13 protein-coding genes are annotated in these 15596 nt (G+C 65.7%); 6 read left to right on the top strand and 7 right to left on the bottom strand.

From position 1 onward, the window contains the following. The first annotated feature begins 373 nt into the window (after positions 1-373). Positions 374-1468, top strand: a complete 1095-nt coding sequence (locus tag POS17_RS26560) for a DUF6515 family protein (protein WP_060841237.1) — start codon at positions 374-376, stop codon at positions 1466-1468. On the opposite strand, the gene POS17_RS26555 is transcribed toward POS17_RS26560, so the two are convergent. Next, positions 1462-2358 (bottom strand): cation diffusion facilitator family transporter, encoded by an 897-nt coding sequence (locus tag POS17_RS26555; protein ID WP_060841236.1) that lies wholly within the window; start codon positions 2356-2358, stop codon positions 1462-1464. The genes POS17_RS26560 and POS17_RS26555 overlap by 7 nt on opposite strands. Positions 2359-2385: 27 nt before the next feature. Then, complete coding sequence (locus POS17_RS26550) at positions 2386-2805, bottom strand: hypothetical protein (protein WP_047306214.1); 420 nt, start codon at positions 2803-2805, stop codon at positions 2386-2388. Between the two features lie 130 nt (positions 2806-2935). On the opposite strand from POS17_RS26550, the gene hrpB reads away from it, so the two are divergent. Next, positions 2936-5455, top strand: a complete 2520-nt coding sequence (gene hrpB, locus POS17_RS26545) for an ATP-dependent helicase HrpB (RefSeq protein WP_060841235.1) — start codon at positions 2936-2938, stop codon at positions 5453-5455. Between the two features lie 10 nt (positions 5456-5465). Here the strand turns inward: hrpB and POS17_RS26540 are convergent, their stop codons facing one another. Then, on the bottom strand, positions 5466-6542 hold the full coding sequence (locus POS17_RS26540) for an endonuclease/exonuclease/phosphatase family protein (RefSeq protein ID WP_060841234.1): 1077 nt from the start codon (positions 6540-6542) through the stop codon (positions 5466-5468). An 87-nt stretch (positions 6543-6629) separates the two neighbouring features. After that, positions 6630-7292, bottom strand: coding sequence for a YciC family protein (locus tag POS17_RS26535; protein ID WP_060841233.1), 663 nt, complete (start codon positions 7290-7292; stop codon positions 6630-6632). Between the two features lie 180 nt (positions 7293-7472). Here POS17_RS26535 and POS17_RS26530 point away from each other — a divergent pair, with 180 nt between their 5' ends. From POS17_RS26530 to POS17_RS26520, 3 genes are all read left to right on the top strand, one after another. Beyond that, a complete protein-coding gene (locus tag POS17_RS26530) occupies positions 7473-8240 on the top strand; it encodes a DUF2076 domain-containing protein (protein WP_060841232.1) in 768 nt (255 codons plus the stop codon). A 139-nt stretch (positions 8241-8379) separates the two neighbouring features. Further along, positions 8380-8859, top strand: a complete 480-nt coding sequence (locus POS17_RS26525) for a LabA-like NYN domain-containing protein (protein WP_060841231.1) — start codon at positions 8380-8382, stop codon at positions 8857-8859. A gap of 27 nt (positions 8860-8886) precedes the next feature. Further along, on the top strand, positions 8887-9498 hold the full coding sequence (locus tag POS17_RS26520) for a 3'-5' exonuclease (protein ID WP_060841230.1): 612 nt from the start codon (positions 8887-8889) through the stop codon (positions 9496-9498). Positions 9499-9513: 15 nt separating this feature from the next. On the opposite strand, the gene POS17_RS26515 is transcribed toward POS17_RS26520, so the two are convergent. Further along, on the bottom strand, positions 9514-9966 hold the full coding sequence (locus POS17_RS26515) for an Lrp/AsnC family transcriptional regulator (protein ID WP_060841229.1): 453 nt from the start codon (positions 9964-9966) through the stop codon (positions 9514-9516). A 160-nt stretch (positions 9967-10126) separates the two neighbouring features. On the opposite strand from POS17_RS26515, the gene yedA reads away from it, so the two are divergent. Next, the gene (gene yedA / locus POS17_RS26510; RefSeq protein WP_060841228.1) at positions 10127-11035 is read left to right on the top strand and encodes a drug/metabolite exporter YedA; all 909 of its coding nucleotides are present in this window, start codon (positions 10127-10129) and stop codon (positions 11033-11035) included. Here the strand turns inward: yedA and POS17_RS26505 are convergent, their stop codons facing one another. Continuing rightward, positions 11036-12091 carry an alpha/beta hydrolase family protein gene (locus tag POS17_RS26505; protein ID WP_060841227.1) on the bottom strand — a complete coding sequence of 352 codons (1056 nt, stop codon included), beginning with the start codon at positions 12089-12091 and terminating at the stop codon, positions 11036-11038. 178 nt (positions 12092-12269) lie between these two features. After that, positions 12270-15476, bottom strand: a complete 3207-nt coding sequence (locus POS17_RS26500; RefSeq protein WP_060841226.1) for a discoidin domain-containing protein — start codon at positions 15474-15476, stop codon at positions 12270-12272. Positions 15477-15596: the final 120 nt, after the last annotated feature.

Raw genomic sequence — 15596 nt, 5'->3', positions numbered from 1 at the left:
TCTCGGGTTAAAAATTGCGCAAGAGGTGTTTTTGCAAGCAATCTTCGCAATCCTCTGTCGTCGGCCCAGGCCTATTCTTATCACCAGAATCACTGCCCGGACATAGAGTCCACTGCGGCCCGCCGAATCAGGCCTGCCGCGGCCGCCAATCCCACAGGGTTGAGCCGGCCCCCGGGCTACACCCTGTCCAGAAGACGGAGTGAGGTGAGCCGGCGTCAAAAGCGTCGAGCACGGACAAAATCTCAAAGGGCGGCCGACGGGCCGCCCTTTTTTATTGCCTGCGAAATAAGTCTCGTGACTGATAATCTCTAGCAGAACCGCCCTGGGCTTTTTCAGTCTTATCTACAGGCCCCAATCCGCAGTGAGGAATAGCATGAAGTCGCGCATCTGGCGTTTGGCAGGTGTTGGTGTGTTGTGCGTGAGCGTCAGCGCGCAAGTGCTCGCCGATGAGCGAGACGACAGACGACCGCCCCAGCAGGGAGCGCCTTCCGGCGGGCAGCATGAGCATGCCCCGGAAGGGCATGGGGAAGGCAATCAGGGCCGTCCGGGGAGCCCGCCGGAACGGGCGCAACCCGCCCCGCAGCAGCGGCCACAGAATGAAATCATCCGTGGCGAGAACAGCCGTCAGTTCGAACACAATGGACTGAACCCCGGCGGGCAGTGGCAGAACCGCCCCCCGCATGATCCCAACCAGCAAAGCCGGCCTGCGCCGGCGCCGCAGCAACAGCCGCAGGCAGCACCCAGCCTGCCGATCCAGGGGCGGCCCGACACCGTGCGCCAGACCCAGGAGCCCCAGCGTGGCTACTACCAGGACATTCCCCGGCGCAACGACTACAACCAGCACTGGCAGGCCGGTGGGCCGGGTTCACGGCCGGACTATGGCCGCCCCAATGATCATCGCTGGCCGGGGCGTCCCGATGGGCATGGCAACGGTTGGGGACCAGGGCCGCAGTACCGCCCGGGCTACGTGATCGACCGTTTCCCCGAGCGCAACTACCGCGTGCCGTATCGCGGCCAGGACTACTTCTTCTCGGGTGGCTACTGGTATCGCCCGCAGGGTTCCCGCTATGTGGTGGTGCATCCACCCTATGGCATTCGAGTGGGATACCTGCCCGATTACGCGCGGGAAATCTGGATCGGCAGCGCGCTGTTCTTTCTCGCCGCCGGGGCCTACTACAGCTACGAAGCGGACACCCAGCAGTACGTCGTGGTCGAACCGCCCGTGGGCGTGCCGCCGCCGGATCAGCCGCCGGCTGGCAATGGCTATGACGTTCTGGCTTACCCGGTCAACGGCCAGTCGCCGCAGCAGATCGATCAGGATCGCTACGATTGCTATCGCTGGGCGGTGCAGCAGAGCGGTTTCGATCCGGCCGGCGCGACCTATCAGCCCGCTCCGGAGGTGGTGCAGGCCTACCGTCAGGCCCAGGGCAACTGCCTGAGTTCGCGGGGGTATCAGGTCACTTACTGAGCTTTGGCGGCCTCGACCACTTCCTGCGGATCGGCGTGTACCAGCACTTCAGCCCGTGGATAGGCCTGGTGGATCGCCTCGGCGGCCTGATCGCTGATGGCGTGGGCCACCGACAGGCTCAGGTCGCCAGGCAATTCCAGGTGCAGTTGGACGAACCAGTGGCTGCCGGAAATCCGCGTGCGCAGGTCATGGGCGCCCAGCACCCCGGGCACACTGCAGGCCAGTTCCAGCATGTGCTGGCTGACATCGGGGGGCAGCTCCTCATCCATCAGCACCGAGAAGCTTTCCCGGGCGATGTGGATCGCGCTCCAGAGAATGTAGGCGGCGATCCCCAGGCCGAACCAGGCGTCCACCTGATGCCAGCCGAAGGCCGCCAGCACCAGGGCCAGGAGGATGCTGCCATTGAGCAGCAGGTCGGAGCGGTAGTGCAGCGAGTCGGCCCGTACCGCATTGGAGCCGGTTTCGCGGATCACTCGATGTTGCAGGATCAGCAGCGCCACGGTCAGCACCAGTGACAGCCCGATCACCCCGATGCTCAGCCAGGGCGCGCCCACCGGCTCCGGGTGCTGCAGGCGCTCGAACGCCTGAAAGGCAATCAGCACCGCACTGCCGGCGATGAACAGCGCCTGGGCCATGCCCGCCAGCGACTCGGCCTTGCCGTGGCCGTAGCGATGATCGTCATCGGCCGGGCGCAGGGCGTAATGCACCGCCAACAGATTGAGCAGCGAGGTGAAGCCGTCGAGCACCGAGTCGGTCAGGCCCGCCAGCATGCTCACCGAGCCGCTGAGCCACCAGGCGATCGCCTTGGTCACAATCAGGATGCCTGCGACGGTGACCGAGGCGCGGGTGGCCAGGCGCAGGAGGCGAGCGTGTTCCGGGTTGCCAATCATCGACGGCGGGTTCCTTGAGTCGGGGGGTCAGGCGGCGGGCTGCAGGCCATACAGGGCCAGTTGCTGCACGCTGCCCTTGTGCTGGATCAGGCGCGGGTCATCCAGGGGGAAGTGGCCCCCCAGTTCGCTTTCCAGAATGGCCTGCAGTTTACGGTTGTCGACTTTACCGTCGGCGCCAATGGCCTGCTGGAGTTTTTCCGGGGCGATCTGCGCGGTCTTGCCGGGCTCCAGGTAGATCGCCCCGGTGGCGAAGTCGACGCCAAAGGCGATCAGCCCCGGGATCACATAGAACAGCAGGCCAACGGCATCCAGTACCACGACCACCGGATCGATCTTGCCGTCGATCTGGCCGCGCCGGTCGGGGAAGAAGATCGAACCGCAGGCAGTCAGTTGGGTCAGCAGGGTGGTGATCAGGACGCCGCCAATGACACGGTGGGGAATACGCATGGAAATCTCCTAGCAAGCACGAAAGCAAAGAAGGATGGAGCGGGGTGTTGAGTCTTGTCGATCAGCACTCAGACCATGATTAACCCCAGGCAGTTCGCCGTTATACTCGCGCCTCTGTTTGGGAGCCAGCATGAATTCTTTGCCAATTGATGAAGTTTTGCCTGCACTGCGCGAGGCCCTGGCGGCGCGCCATGAAGCGGTGCTCGAAGCCCCGCCCGGGGCCGGCAAGACCACCCGCGTGCCCCTGGCGCTTCTGGATCAGGACTGGCTGGCAGGACAGACCATCCTCATGCTCGAACCCCGGCGGCTGGCGGCACGGGCCGCCGCCGAGCGCCTGGCCAGCGAGCTGGGGGAGAAAGTCGGGGAAACCGTGGGCTACCGCATCCGCCTGGACAGCAAGGTCGGCCCGCGCACCCGTATCGAAGTGGTCACCGAAGGCATTCTCACCCGTCGCCTGCAGGACGACCCGGCCCTGGAAGGGGTGGGGCTGCTGATCTTCGACGAATTTCACGAGCGCAGCCTGGATGCCGATCTGGCCCTGGCCCTGAGTCTCAATGGTCGCGAGCTGTTCCGTGACCAGCAGCCGCTGAAGATCCTGTTGATGTCGGCGACCCTGGAGGGCGAGCGGCTGTCCACGCTGCTGGGCGATGCGCCGATCCTGCGCAGTGAAGGGCGCATGTTCCCGGTGACCCAGCGCTGGGGGCTCCCGTTCCAGCCTGGCGAGTTCATCGAGCCGCGAGTGGTGCAGACGGTTCTGGAAGCCCTCAATGATGAAAGCGGCAGCCTGCTGGTGTTTCTCCCCGGGCAGGCGGAGATCCGCCGGGTCCATCAGCAACTGGCCGAAGCCCTGGGGCCGCGCGACGATATCCTGCTGTGCCCATTGCACGGCGAGCTCGACCTGGCGGCCCAGCGCGCCGCCATCGACCCGGCCCCGGCGAGCCAGCGCAAAGTGGTGCTGGCCACCAACATTGCCGAAACCAGCCTGACCATCAACGGTGTACGGGTGGTGGTGGACGCGGGACTGGCGCGGGTCCCGCGCTTCGACCCCGGCAGCGGCATGACCCGCCTCGACACCCAGCGCATCTCGCGCGCCAGCGCGACCCAGCGCGCCGGTCGGGCCGGGCGTCTGGAACCCGGCGTTTGTTATCGCTTGTGGTCCGCCGACCAACAGGAACAACTGGCCGCCTATGCCAGTGCGGAGATTCTCCAGGCCGACCTGGCCGGACTGGCCCTGCAACTGGCGCGCTGGGGCGTGGCGCCGAACCAGCTGGCTTGGCTGGACGCGCCGCCCGGCGCCGCCTATGCCCAGGCCCAGGATCTGTTGCGGCGCCTGGGAGCGCTCAACGACGACGGCACCTTGACCCGCCACGGCCAGGCCATGGCCGAGTTGCCGGCTCATCCGCGCATCGCCCACTTGCTGTTGCGTGGCCAGTCCCTGGGGCTGGCGCAGATGGCCTGTGACGTCGCGGCGCTGTTGGGGGAGCGGGACATTCTGCGGGGGGCCGGGGCCGATCTGCACAGTCGCCTGGTGCTGCTTTCGGGAGAGGAGCGGGCGGCCCGCGGTGCTCAGGGCGGCGTACAACGAGCACGGCAACTGTCGCGTCAATACCGCAGCTACCTGCGTGGGCAGGCAGAGTCCGCCGTCAGCGATCCCGAGCATCCGCGTTGGCTCGGGGCCCTGCTGGCCCTGGCCTATCCCGACCGCGTGGCCCAGCAGCGGCGTCCCGGTGGCGCCGAGTATCGTCTGGCCAACGGCCGCGCGGCGCAGTTCAGCGAAGCCGACAACCTGATGAAGCAGCCCTGGCTGGTGGTGGCCGACCTGGGCAGTCGCCAGGGCCAGCGTGAAGAACGCATCTACCTGGCAGCGGATTTCGATCCGGCGCTGTTCGACAGCGTGCTGGCGGAGCAGGTGCGGACGGTCGACCAGTTGGACTGGGATGAGCGCGAAGGTGTGCTGCGCGCCGAGCGCCAGCGCAAGGTCGGTGAGCTGGTGCTCGACCGTGAGCCCCTCAGCGGCCTGGACGAAGCTGCCCGTTGCCGGGCCCTGGTCAATCTGGTGCGGCGCAAGGGACTGGAGCTGTTGCCCTGGACCCCGGAACTGCGCCAGTGGCAGGCCCGGGTGATGTTGTTGCGCCAGCTCGAGCTGGCGGACAAGGGCGAGAGCCAATGGCCGGATGTCAGCGACGGCGCCTTGCTCGAAGGCCTGGAGCAATGGCTGCAACCCTTCCTGGGCAAGGTGTCGCGCCTCAGTCATTTTGCCAATCTGGAGCTGGCCAGCATCGTTCACAACCTGCTGCCCTGGCCGCTGCCCCAGCGCCTGGACGAACTCGCGCCGCACCATCTGACGGTGCCTTCGGGGTCGTCGATCCGCCTGGACTACAGCGAGCAGCCGCCGATTCTGGCCGTGCGCCTGCAGGAGCTGTTCGGTCTGTCGGACACCCCGCGGATTGCCGGCGGGCGCCAGGTGGTCAAGTTGCACCTGTTGTCCCCGGCGCGGCGTCCGGTGCAGGTCACCCAGGACCTGGCCAACTTCTGGCGCAGCACCTATGCCGAGGTCAAGAAGGACCTCAAGGGGCGTTATCCCAAGCACTACTGGCCGGATGACCCGTTGATCGCCGAGGCGACGGCCCGGGTCAAACCGCGCAAATAGAGAGCGGGGCTTACTGGGCCGGTAACAGAAAGCGCGCCAGCACCGGCAAGTGATCGGAGATGCGCAGGGTATCGTCCTGGCGCACCCGGGATTCGACCCGCTTCAGGCGCGGGCTGTAGAACAGGTAGTCGACCGTGCGATCCGGGCCGTCCAGGCTCGGGTCGTTGGGGTAGTGGGTCAGCCAGCGCGCACGGTCGACGCCGCTGGCCTGGGTGTTGCTGGGGATCATCGGGTACTTGTCCCACAGCAGGTGCAGCGGGCTGTCGATCTGATACGGCGCGCGCTGTGCTTCGCTCAGGCGTTGGTACTGGCCCAGGGGCAGCAGGTTGAAGTCGCCGCCAATCAGCCAGGGCGTGCCGCGGCTTTCCAGCTTGTCCAGCACCTTGGCAATGGCCGTCACTTGCCTCTGTTGTGTGTCGTCGGCCCGCTGCGCACGTTCCAGGTGGGTATTGAGCACCACCAGTTGGCCGCCGTCGCTCAGGGGCAGGTAGCTCAGGAGCAGGGCGTCCTTGGGCTGGAATTGCCGGCTGATGAGTGGCTGTGGGGCAACCGGCAGTTGCAGGCGTTCGGCGTGTTCGATGCGGTAGCGGCTGAGGGTCGCCAGTTGCCGGCCGACGCTGCCAAAAATGTGCGGGGAGGGCACGAAATCGGCCTTCCAGTCGTAAGCCTGGGTGCTGCAGGGGTACAGGTCGGTGACCCGCTCCTGCAGCAGCTTGAGCTGATCCTGGTAGGCGCTGGCCTTGGCGCCGTTGTCCACTTCCTGCAGCAGCACCAGGTCCGGTTGTTCGTCGCGGATCACCCGGGCCACTTCGTCGAGGCTGAAGGCCATGTCTTCCAGGGTCGGGCGTTCATCCTCGCCCCGGGCCTGGTCGTTCCAGAACACGTAGCGCTTGCCGGCCAGGTATTGCAGGTTCCAGGTCATCACCTTGAGCGCCTGGCCCGGCACCAGTGGAGCGGCCTGGGCGCTGCAACTGACCGTCAGGGTTTCCTTGGGCTGCGGACGCCAGGTCAGGCTGTAGATCAGGCTGGCCAGCACCAGGCCGATCAGTAGCAGGCTCAACAGGGTGATGCGCAGTAGACGGGTCATCGGCTCGGCTTATGGCGTTGCGGGATGGGCCGGAGCATAACCGAGTGCGCCGCCCTCACCCAAGGGGCAGAGCGGTTGCGCAGCGTTTCAGCGCTGGTCCGACTGCTCGTTGATGAGCATGAACAGGCGGAACAGCACCACGCTGGTGAACAACTGCAGGAAGCTGTAGGCACTGTCCAGCACCAGGCTCAGGATCGGGTTGAGCGGTTCGGGATAGGCGGCTTCGCTCGCCCCCTTGAGCAGCCACAGCGGGGCCATGACCGCCAGGATGCACAACAGGATGCGCAGGAAGTGCCCGCGGCTCAGGCGCAGGCTTTCCTTGATCGCCGCCAGGGGCGCCAGGCCCTTGAGTACCAGCAGGTACTCGGCGAAGGCCAGCACCACCATCAGCCACAGCCCCGGCAGGAAATACAGCGACAGCCCGAGCAGAATCAACAGCGTGCTGACCGCGGTCAGCAGCGCGAAGCGCGGCCACAGGCTCAGGGCCATGGCCCACAGATCGCGATTGCGGGGCGACTGCCCGCGAGTGCGGGCATCGAGAAACAGGATCAGCGCGCCGGTGTACAAGGGATACAGCAACAGGCCCACCACCACGCTGGAGCCGGGGAAGGCCTTCTCGCCCAGGGCGCTGCTCACGCCCTGCTGCAACAGCGCCTCGAGAATCACCAGAGGCAGGCACAGTTGGGCGATGCGGCCGAGATTACGCTGGAAGAAATAGAAAGAGTCGCGCAGAACATCTAACGGAGTCATTGATGGGGATCGCAGTTGACCAAGCGGTTTGACACTTTAACCGATGCAGGCCCTCCGGGAGCAAACGTAAACCTTGAGTAAAGACCATTGAAAGTCGTCGCCCCAGCCCCATAACTGGTGCGTACCGCAGCCCTGTGGGGGCGCGGACCAGATTTTTACCGGCAATCTAAAGAGGTCGCCATGAACAGCGAAGAGCAAACCCTGATCGATGGACTGTTTTCACGGTTGCAGCAAGCCGAAACGGATTCAGCCCCGCGTGATGCCCAGGCCGAGGCGCGGATCAAGGAGCATCTGACCCGCCAGCCTGCGGCCGGGTATTTCATGACCCAGGCGATCCTGGTGCAGGAGGCGGCCCTGAAAAGCCTCGACCAGCAGAACAAGCAACTGACCCAGCAAGTGCAGCAGTTGCAGGCCGAGCTGCAACAGGCCCGCTCCCAGGCCGCAGCGCCAGCTCCGGCGGCGAGCGGCGGTTTTCTGTCGAGCATCTTCGGTGGCTCCCGCGAGCCGGCTCCGGCGCCCGCGCAGGCCCCGAGCGTGGCGCCATCCTCCGGCGGAGGCTGGCGTGAGCCGTCGCGTTCGTCCTTTGGTGCACCGGCCCAGCAGGGCTTTGGCGCGCCGCAGCAGAACTATGCGCCAGCACCTGCTCCGGCCGCGGCCGGCAGCGGCTTCCTCGGAGGCGCCTTGAAAACCGCTGCCGGCGTGGCCGGCGGGGTGATGCTGGCGCAGGGCATCAGCAGCCTGTTCCACAGCAATCAGCAACCCCAGGAAATCGTCGAAGTCATCAAGGAAGAACCGGCGCCGGCCAGCGACAACAGCGGCTGGGGCAATGACGATCAGCGTCTGGCCAACAACGACGCCTGGGGCGGCAACGACCAGGGCGGCTTCAGCAACGCCGACTACGGCAGCGACGACAGCTCGTTCTTCTCCGACGACGACTCCTTCGTCTGACCCACCGTCGGTCCGGGGCAGGTGCCTGCTCCGGACCGATTATTCGCGGAACATTCCTCGTGACTGGCATACTGGGCGACTTTTTTCGGGTCTTGAGCCCCGTTCCAGCCCCCGCGCTGCTGCGCCATGAGGATTAGCGGTGAAAAAAATCGCTGTGTTCGCCGATGTCCAGAACCTCTACTACACCGTTCGCCAGGCCTATGGTTGTCACTTCAACTACGCGGCGCTGTGGGCGGATATCAGCAAGCAAGGGCAGATCGTCGAAGCCTATGCCTACGCCATCGATCGCGGTGACAGCAAGCAGCAGCAGTTTCAGCAGATCCTGCGCAACCTGGGCTTCACGGTAAAACTCAAACCCTACATTCAGCGCAGCGACGGCTCGGCCAAGGGCGACTGGGACGTGGGCATCACCATCGACATCATGGACGCCGCCGCCCAGGTCGACGAAGTGGTGCTGGCCTCCGGCGACGGCGACTTCGACCTGCTGCTCGAACGCATCATCCACAAGCACGGGGTCAGCGCCGTGGCTTACGGCGTGCCGGGCCTGACCGCCAATTCGCTGATTCGCGCCGCCACGCGCTATGTGCCGATCGAAGGCGCCCTGCTGCTCAAGAGCTGATCATTTTTCATACGGAGCTGCACAGGTTTGGAACGTATTGCCGTCATCGACTTTGAAACCACCGGAATCTCCCCGAGCAGCAGTTGCCGGGCCACGGAAATCGCCGTGGTGATGCTTGAGCAGGGGCGCATCGTCGAGCGTTACCAGAGCCTGATGAACGCCGGGGTGCGGGTGCCGGGCTTCATCGAACAGCTGACCGGCATCAGCAACGCCATGTTGCGCAGCGCACCGTCGGCGGAGCAGGTGATGAACGAGGTCAACGAGTTCGTCGGCACCACGCCGTTGCTGGCCCACAACGCGGCGTTCGACCAGAAGTTCTGGGATTTCGAGCTGGGGCGGATCAAGCGCACCCGTTTGCAGAATTTTGCCTGTTCGCTGTTGCTGGCCCGACGCCTGATGCCGGCGGCCCCCAACCACAAGCTGGGCACCCTGACCCAGTACGCCGGCCTGCCCCACACCGGCCAGGCGCACCGGGCCATGGCCGATGCGGAAATGGCCGCCAACCTGGTGGCGCACCTGGCGGGCGAGCTGCGGCACACCCATGGCGTGCGTGAGCTGTCCCACGACTTTCTCTGCAAACTGCAGAAAGTCCCGGCGGCCAAGATCCCCGAGCACCTCAAGCGTCAGCGCGGGGGCTGAGCCCAGGCTCCGGATTCATTTGCCGTTGCTTTCCAGTTGCCCCAGGGGCACCCGCCGTTCGATGGCGCTGGACAGCACGATGGAGGTCTTGCTGAAACCGAACTGGGCCACACGGTTGATCAGCTCTTCCAGCTCCGGCATCGAGCCCACTGCCGCCTGCATGATCACGCAAGGATCGCCGGTCACCCGATGGCATTCGGTGAGCTGGGGGATCTTGATCAACTCGTCGTAGTTTTTCTGGTTGCCATGCTGGGCCAGGCGCAGTTCGATCACGCATTGGATCGGCAAGCCGACCTTGGCCATGTCGACCTTGGCCTGATAGCCGGTGATCACCCCGCTGGCCTCCAGCTTGGCGACGCGCTCGGCCACCGCCGGCGCTGAGAGGTTGACCTTGCGCGCCAGCTCGGCGTAACTCGCCCGGCCGTTTTCCAGCAGGCTGGCCAGGAGCAAGCGGTCGTATTTGTCCATGGATGGCTCCTGATCGGACCGACTTTCGAAAGCACGGTATTTAGCGCAGAACTCCATGCTTTGGAAAGTGTACTGCCCTTATAAACAGGTTTTGTAACTTAAGTTCACCAGGTCGCCTTTCTAGAATAGTGTTCCTCCTGCCTGCTCCGAGCTGCCTCCCATGCCTGGCCAAAGCCGTTTTTCCCTGCCGTTGATCGCCGCTTTCTTTGCCTTGTACGTGATCTGGGGGTCGACCTACCTGGTGATCCGCATTGGCGTCGAGTACTGGCCGCCGCTGATGCTCGGCGGCGTGCGCTTCATCATCGCCGGCAGCCTGATGTATGCCTTCCTGCGCTGGCGCGGGGTTCCGGCACCGACCTGGGCGCAATGGAAGGCCGCCGGGATCATCGGCGTGCTGCTGCTCAGTTGCGGCAATGGTGCGGTGACGCTGGCCGAACACTCCGGGGTGACCTCCGGCGTGGCGGCCCTGGCGGTGGCCACGGTGCCGCTGTTTACCCTGCTCTGCGGCTACTTCTGGGGCGCGCGCAATACGCGCCTGGAGTGGGCCGGCATCCTCCTCGGGATGATCGGCATCGGCATGCTCAACCTGGGTTCCAACCTGCAATCCAGCCCGCTGGGGGCCGCGCTGCTGCTGTTCGCCGCGGCGGCCTGGGCCTTCGGTTCGGTGTGGAGCAAGCACCTGCCGCTGCCCCAGGGAGCCATGGCCAGCGCGGCGGAAATGCTCGTTGGTGGCGTGGTGCTGATGATCGGCAGCACCTTGAGCGGCGAGCACCTGGACGCCATGCCGCCCCTGGAAGGCTGGCTGGCCCTGGCCTACCTGGCCGGCTTCGGTTCGATCATCGCCTTCAACGCCTACATGTACCTGCTCAAGCACGTGCGGCCGGCCGCGGCCACCAGCTATGCCTACGTCAATCCGGCGGTGGCGGTGCTGCTGGGGATCGTCTTTGTCGGTGAAACCATCGGCATCGAAGAGGCCCTGGCCATGCTGGTGATCATCAGCGCGGTGGTGCTGATCGGCCTGCCCCAGTGGCGCAAGCCGAAAGCCGCGGTGCAGCAAGAGGTGGCCTGATCAGCCGGCTGGTGCCTGGCCGGCAAGGTTCTGGCGGAGAAAGTCGCCGATCAATTGCGCCGCCTGCCGGTGCAGGGCCTGGCGATCCGCGCCATCGCCATCCCGGCAGATGATCTGGTCCCCAGGCGCCTGCTCCTTGAGCAAGGCTGCGGCGTCCGGCTTGCACAGCTGCATGAAGCTGAAGTGGCTGGCATCGGCCAGGACCTGATAGCGCGAAGGCGGGGACGCCAGATGGGCGTTCAGGTAGCCCGACTCTTCTTCCACCGGCATGTCCGCGATGTTCACTCCGGCTCCCAGGACCAGGATCGGTGTCTTCAGCGTCGACACACTCTCGGGGATAAAGCCACGGGCGAACCCCAGGTCCAGCGCGACGACGGTCTTGACTCGCGGGTCCCGCAGGTCTGCGCCGAGAGGGCCTTGGTGCTCCGGGGTGATCCCCAGTTCGGGCGCCAGTCCGCACAGGCGCGGATTGGGATGCAGCCGGCATTCCTCCAGGTAGCGTTGCGGGCTGTAGCGGGCACCAGCCAGCGCGGTGACGGTCCAGCCGCCCAGGGAGTGGCCGATGGCGGCGATGCGCTGCGGGTCGACCGTGCCGGCCAGGCTGTTGTCGCGGCTGAGCTCGTCGATGACCCGGCTCAGGTCGCGCGGGCGTTCCCAGAGCTTCGCGGCTTCTGCGGGGCGCTGGTCGAATGTGCTGGTGCCCGGGTGATCGGGGGCCGCGACTATATAGCCCTGGTCGACCAGCTCGGGTACCAGCCAGCTGAGGTTGCGCCAGTTGCCGCGGTAGCCGTGGGACAGCACCACCAACGGGTGTGCGCTGCTGCTGGGCGGGGCATCCTGGATCGTGGTCAGGCCCTGGAAAATCCGGTTATCGGCCGAGGTCAGGGCGGGGGAGGAGGCCGTGGTGGGGTACCAGAGGGCGACATGCAGGGGGCGCTGCTGACTGGCGTCCGCCAGCGTCACTTCACGAAAGCCGATGAGTTCGGCGGCTTGCACCTGGGACAGACACAGGGAAAGGCCCGCTAGCATCCATGCGGACAGGGCAGATTTGCGCATTCGGATCTCCATTGGCAAAGCATCGGTGTTCTGCCAGTGGGGGCGCGCCTTGGAGGAGTCGACGGCGTTCAGCGGCAGAGGGCGGACGACGACTGATGGCAGTCGCCGCCCATCCTTTTACCTGAAGTGGCCGGGAAAGGGTGACCGGATTGCGGAGCAAGCGGTCACGCCTCTGGCATCAGTTACAGGCGCCGGCGTCGCGCCAGACCTTGCCACTGCCTTCGCCACCGACAGTGGCAGCAGACGGCTCGTTGCCTTTGGTCCACCAGCGGGCGATGTAGTAGCGGCCGTTGTGGCTGACCTTGTCGTTGGCCAGGTAGGTGCCTTGACGGCTCCAGGCGCCCAGGCAACCGGCTGGCGTTTCCACGCTGTCGGCCAGCACGGTCACGCTATGGTCGCGGCTGACCGTATGGCTGCCGTTGCCCAGGTTCAGGGTGAAGCGGTAGCTGATGTCCTTGTCGCTCTTGGGCGCGACAAAGATCAGTTTCGACCCCGAGGCCTGGAAGGCGACGCTGGGCGTCACGGTCCATTGGTAGCTCAGCGCCAGGCCGGCCGGATCGCTGGAGCCGGCGGCGTCCAGGGTCACTGTTTCACCGCCCTTGGCCTGGCTGACGCCGGCGATGCTCGCCAGCGGCGGCTTGACCGGCGCCGGCTTCTCGGCCAGCACCTTGACCTGATGCACTCGGGTAGCGCTGTGCTTGCCGTTGTTCACTGTCAGGCTGACGTTGTAGATCACGTCCTGGGCAGCCCTCGGGGCGACGAACTTCATCAGGTCGCCAGCGGCTTCAAAGGCGACGCTTGGGTTGACGCTCCAGCTGTAGCTGAGCTTCAGGCCCGCCGGGTCGCTGGACCCGCTGGCGTTGAGGTAGACCGTTTCGCCCGGCTTGGCCTGGCTGGTACCGCCGATCACGGCTACCGGCGGTTTGACTTCCTCCACCGGTGGCTCGACCGGTTTCTCGCCGCCGCTCTGGCACGGGCCCAGGTCCCGCCAGACCTTGCCGGCGCCGTCCGGGCCGGTGGTGCTGGCCAGGCCCGGCTCGGCGCCCGAGGTCCACCAGCGGGCCTGGTACTGACGACCTTTCCACTGCACCACATCGTTGCCGACGTAAGTGCCCCTGAGCGTCCATTCCGGTTTGCAACTGGCGGTGCCGGCCTTGCCCTTGATCAGCATCTCGTGGGTCCGGGTGCTGCTCTGCTTGCCGTTGCTCAGGGTCAGGGTGAAACGGTAGCGGGTGTCTTCCTGTAGTTCCGGCGCGGTGAAGCTGATGCGCGCGCCGTCGTAGTCGAAGTCCAGGCGCGGCGAGGCTTCCCAGGCGAAGCTCAGGGCATTGCCCTGGGGATCGCTGGAGGCCGAGGCATCGAGGACGATCCTGTCCCCGGCGTTGGCTTCGGTCTTGCCGCTGATCACCGCCACCGGAGGTTCACCGGCATTCACCGGCTTGAGGGACGCGGCCTTGACCTCGTTGTCGGCGCTGAATTCGCCGTCGGCCAGCAGGGTCCAGGCGCCGTTCACGCTGCTGCTGCCATAGACCTGATAGCCCTTGATGTTGCCGCTCAGGCCGGCGTCCTGGCGCGGCAGGTAGTGCAGTTGCGAGAAGCGGCTGTCGGCCCCCAGGTCGATCAGTATTTCATGGGGGTAGCGCGCCCCCGGCGCCGTGCTCCAGTAGGAGTTGGGGTTGCCGTCGATGGCGTGGTTGCCGACCGCTGCGCCAGGCACCGCGCTGCTGGTGGACACAACCTTCCAGCTCTCGCGGGGCAGGGCCTTGCCCTTGGCATCCACCAGCAGCAGTTCGGCGACGCTGGCGTTGTCCTTGCCGTCCACCGCGGAGGTGGCGACGAATTTCAGGTAGCGGCCCTGGGCCGTGTCCTGGGTCAGACCATAGGCGTGGCCTTCAAGCACCTGGTCATGAGTGGCCCGGTTGTCGGTGTTGACCGCCAGGTACCAGCGTCCCGGCTGCGGGTCGTTCACCCCCAGGGACACGTTGTGGCTGCGTGCCGAGCGGTAGTCGTAGCTTGAGCCGCTGGGCTGGGCGCCGCGCTTGAGCAGCAACTGGATCTGGCCGGCCTTCTCGGTGAGTTCGCCGTCCACCACGGTGAATACCAGGCGCCGGGTGCCTTCGGGCACATCCACCGGGAAGTAGCGGGTCTGGCCGCTGGCCAGGCTGACTTTCTGGTTGAGGATCGAGGTGCTTTGCTCCTGTTCGAGCGGGACCACGGAAGGGCTGTAGGCCGACATCAGCGCCGCGTTTTCCCGCCAGACCCGGGCCATGTTGGCGGTTGTCGCGTTGCCCAGCGGCACGCCGCGGCTGTCCTTGACGTCCGGGTTGGAGAAATAGCCCACATGGTTGCCGCAGAGGATAGTGCCGACCCGACCGTTGTTGTAACCGAAGCGGTAGTGGCTGCCATCGGAGCAGTGGCTACCGCCGATGTTGTGGGCCAGTTCGTGACGGAACACGGTGGACGATTTGATGGAGTTGATGGTGTAGCGCCCGGGTAGCTGGCCCCAACCCACAGCGGTGTTCTCCCCGGGGATGCCAACGACGAAGCTGGCGACCACGTCCGGGCTGTAGCGGCGCATGCCTTCGGCGAAGACGTTGCGCACCTGATTCACGTTGGGGCTGGTGATGGCGACATCCTTTGGCACAACTTGAGTGCCCACCAGGCGCAGGCGCACGCCCTGCACCTTGGACTGTTGCAAGGCGCGGTTGACCGAGGCCACCTGGACCAGGGCGTAGGCTTCGTGGTCACCGATATAGTCGGCGGCGGCCTGGGAGAACCCGGCCAGCAGGTCGATCACGGTTTCGCCCTGGACGTTGCGGTCGACCTGGAAACTGCGCAGGCCGCTGCGTGATTCCTTCTGGGCTGGCGGCTCGCTGCCGTCATTGGCGATGTAGTCGACGCTCGACGGGTCAAAGGCCGCCCCGGGGTCGAGGTGGATCAACGACTGCTGGCCGTTAGCGTCGCCGCGAATGATCGCATTGGCGTCCGGCAACAGGGCGAGAAAGCTGCCGTCGGGACGCGCGGCGAGGGTCATCTCTCCGGGGGCGCTGAGGGTGCGGGCACGTCCTTCCAGCTGGCCGGTCATGACCCGCAGGTCCTTGAAGGTATCGTCCTGTTGCGGGACCAGGCTGCGGATGCGCATCCCGGTGACCTGTTGCAACTGTTCGGTACCGGTTTCGACCGCGCTGAATGGCATGGCCCTGGCACCGGGCATCGGCAGGTTGATGAAGTGACCCTGGATCACCGTCGCGCCCTGAGTCGCATCGGGAGTGGGCTGGCCGACATCGGCCTGCACCATGCCCAGGGGCAAGAGCAGGGCGGCGCCCAGGCTGGCGCCCCAAAGGCGGGTAGCGCGGGACAAGGCAGTCAATCTGAAGCTCGACATAACTATTCCTGGAGAGTCTCGGCGCGGTGCGAAACCTGGCGAACAGGACCGCTAAAGCGTCCGCGCTGAGAAGGTGGATAAGGAGTTGTGCCGGCGGAGGGCATCATAGGCAGGGGCGCT

The organism is Pseudomonas sp. Os17 (assembly GCF_001547895.1).
In the GTDB taxonomy this organism is placed as follows: domain Bacteria; phylum Pseudomonadota; class Gammaproteobacteria; order Pseudomonadales; family Pseudomonadaceae; genus Aquipseudomonas.
The sequence above is the reverse complement of the archived record's forward strand: the minus strand, read 5'-3'. Positions and strand labels throughout refer to the sequence as shown.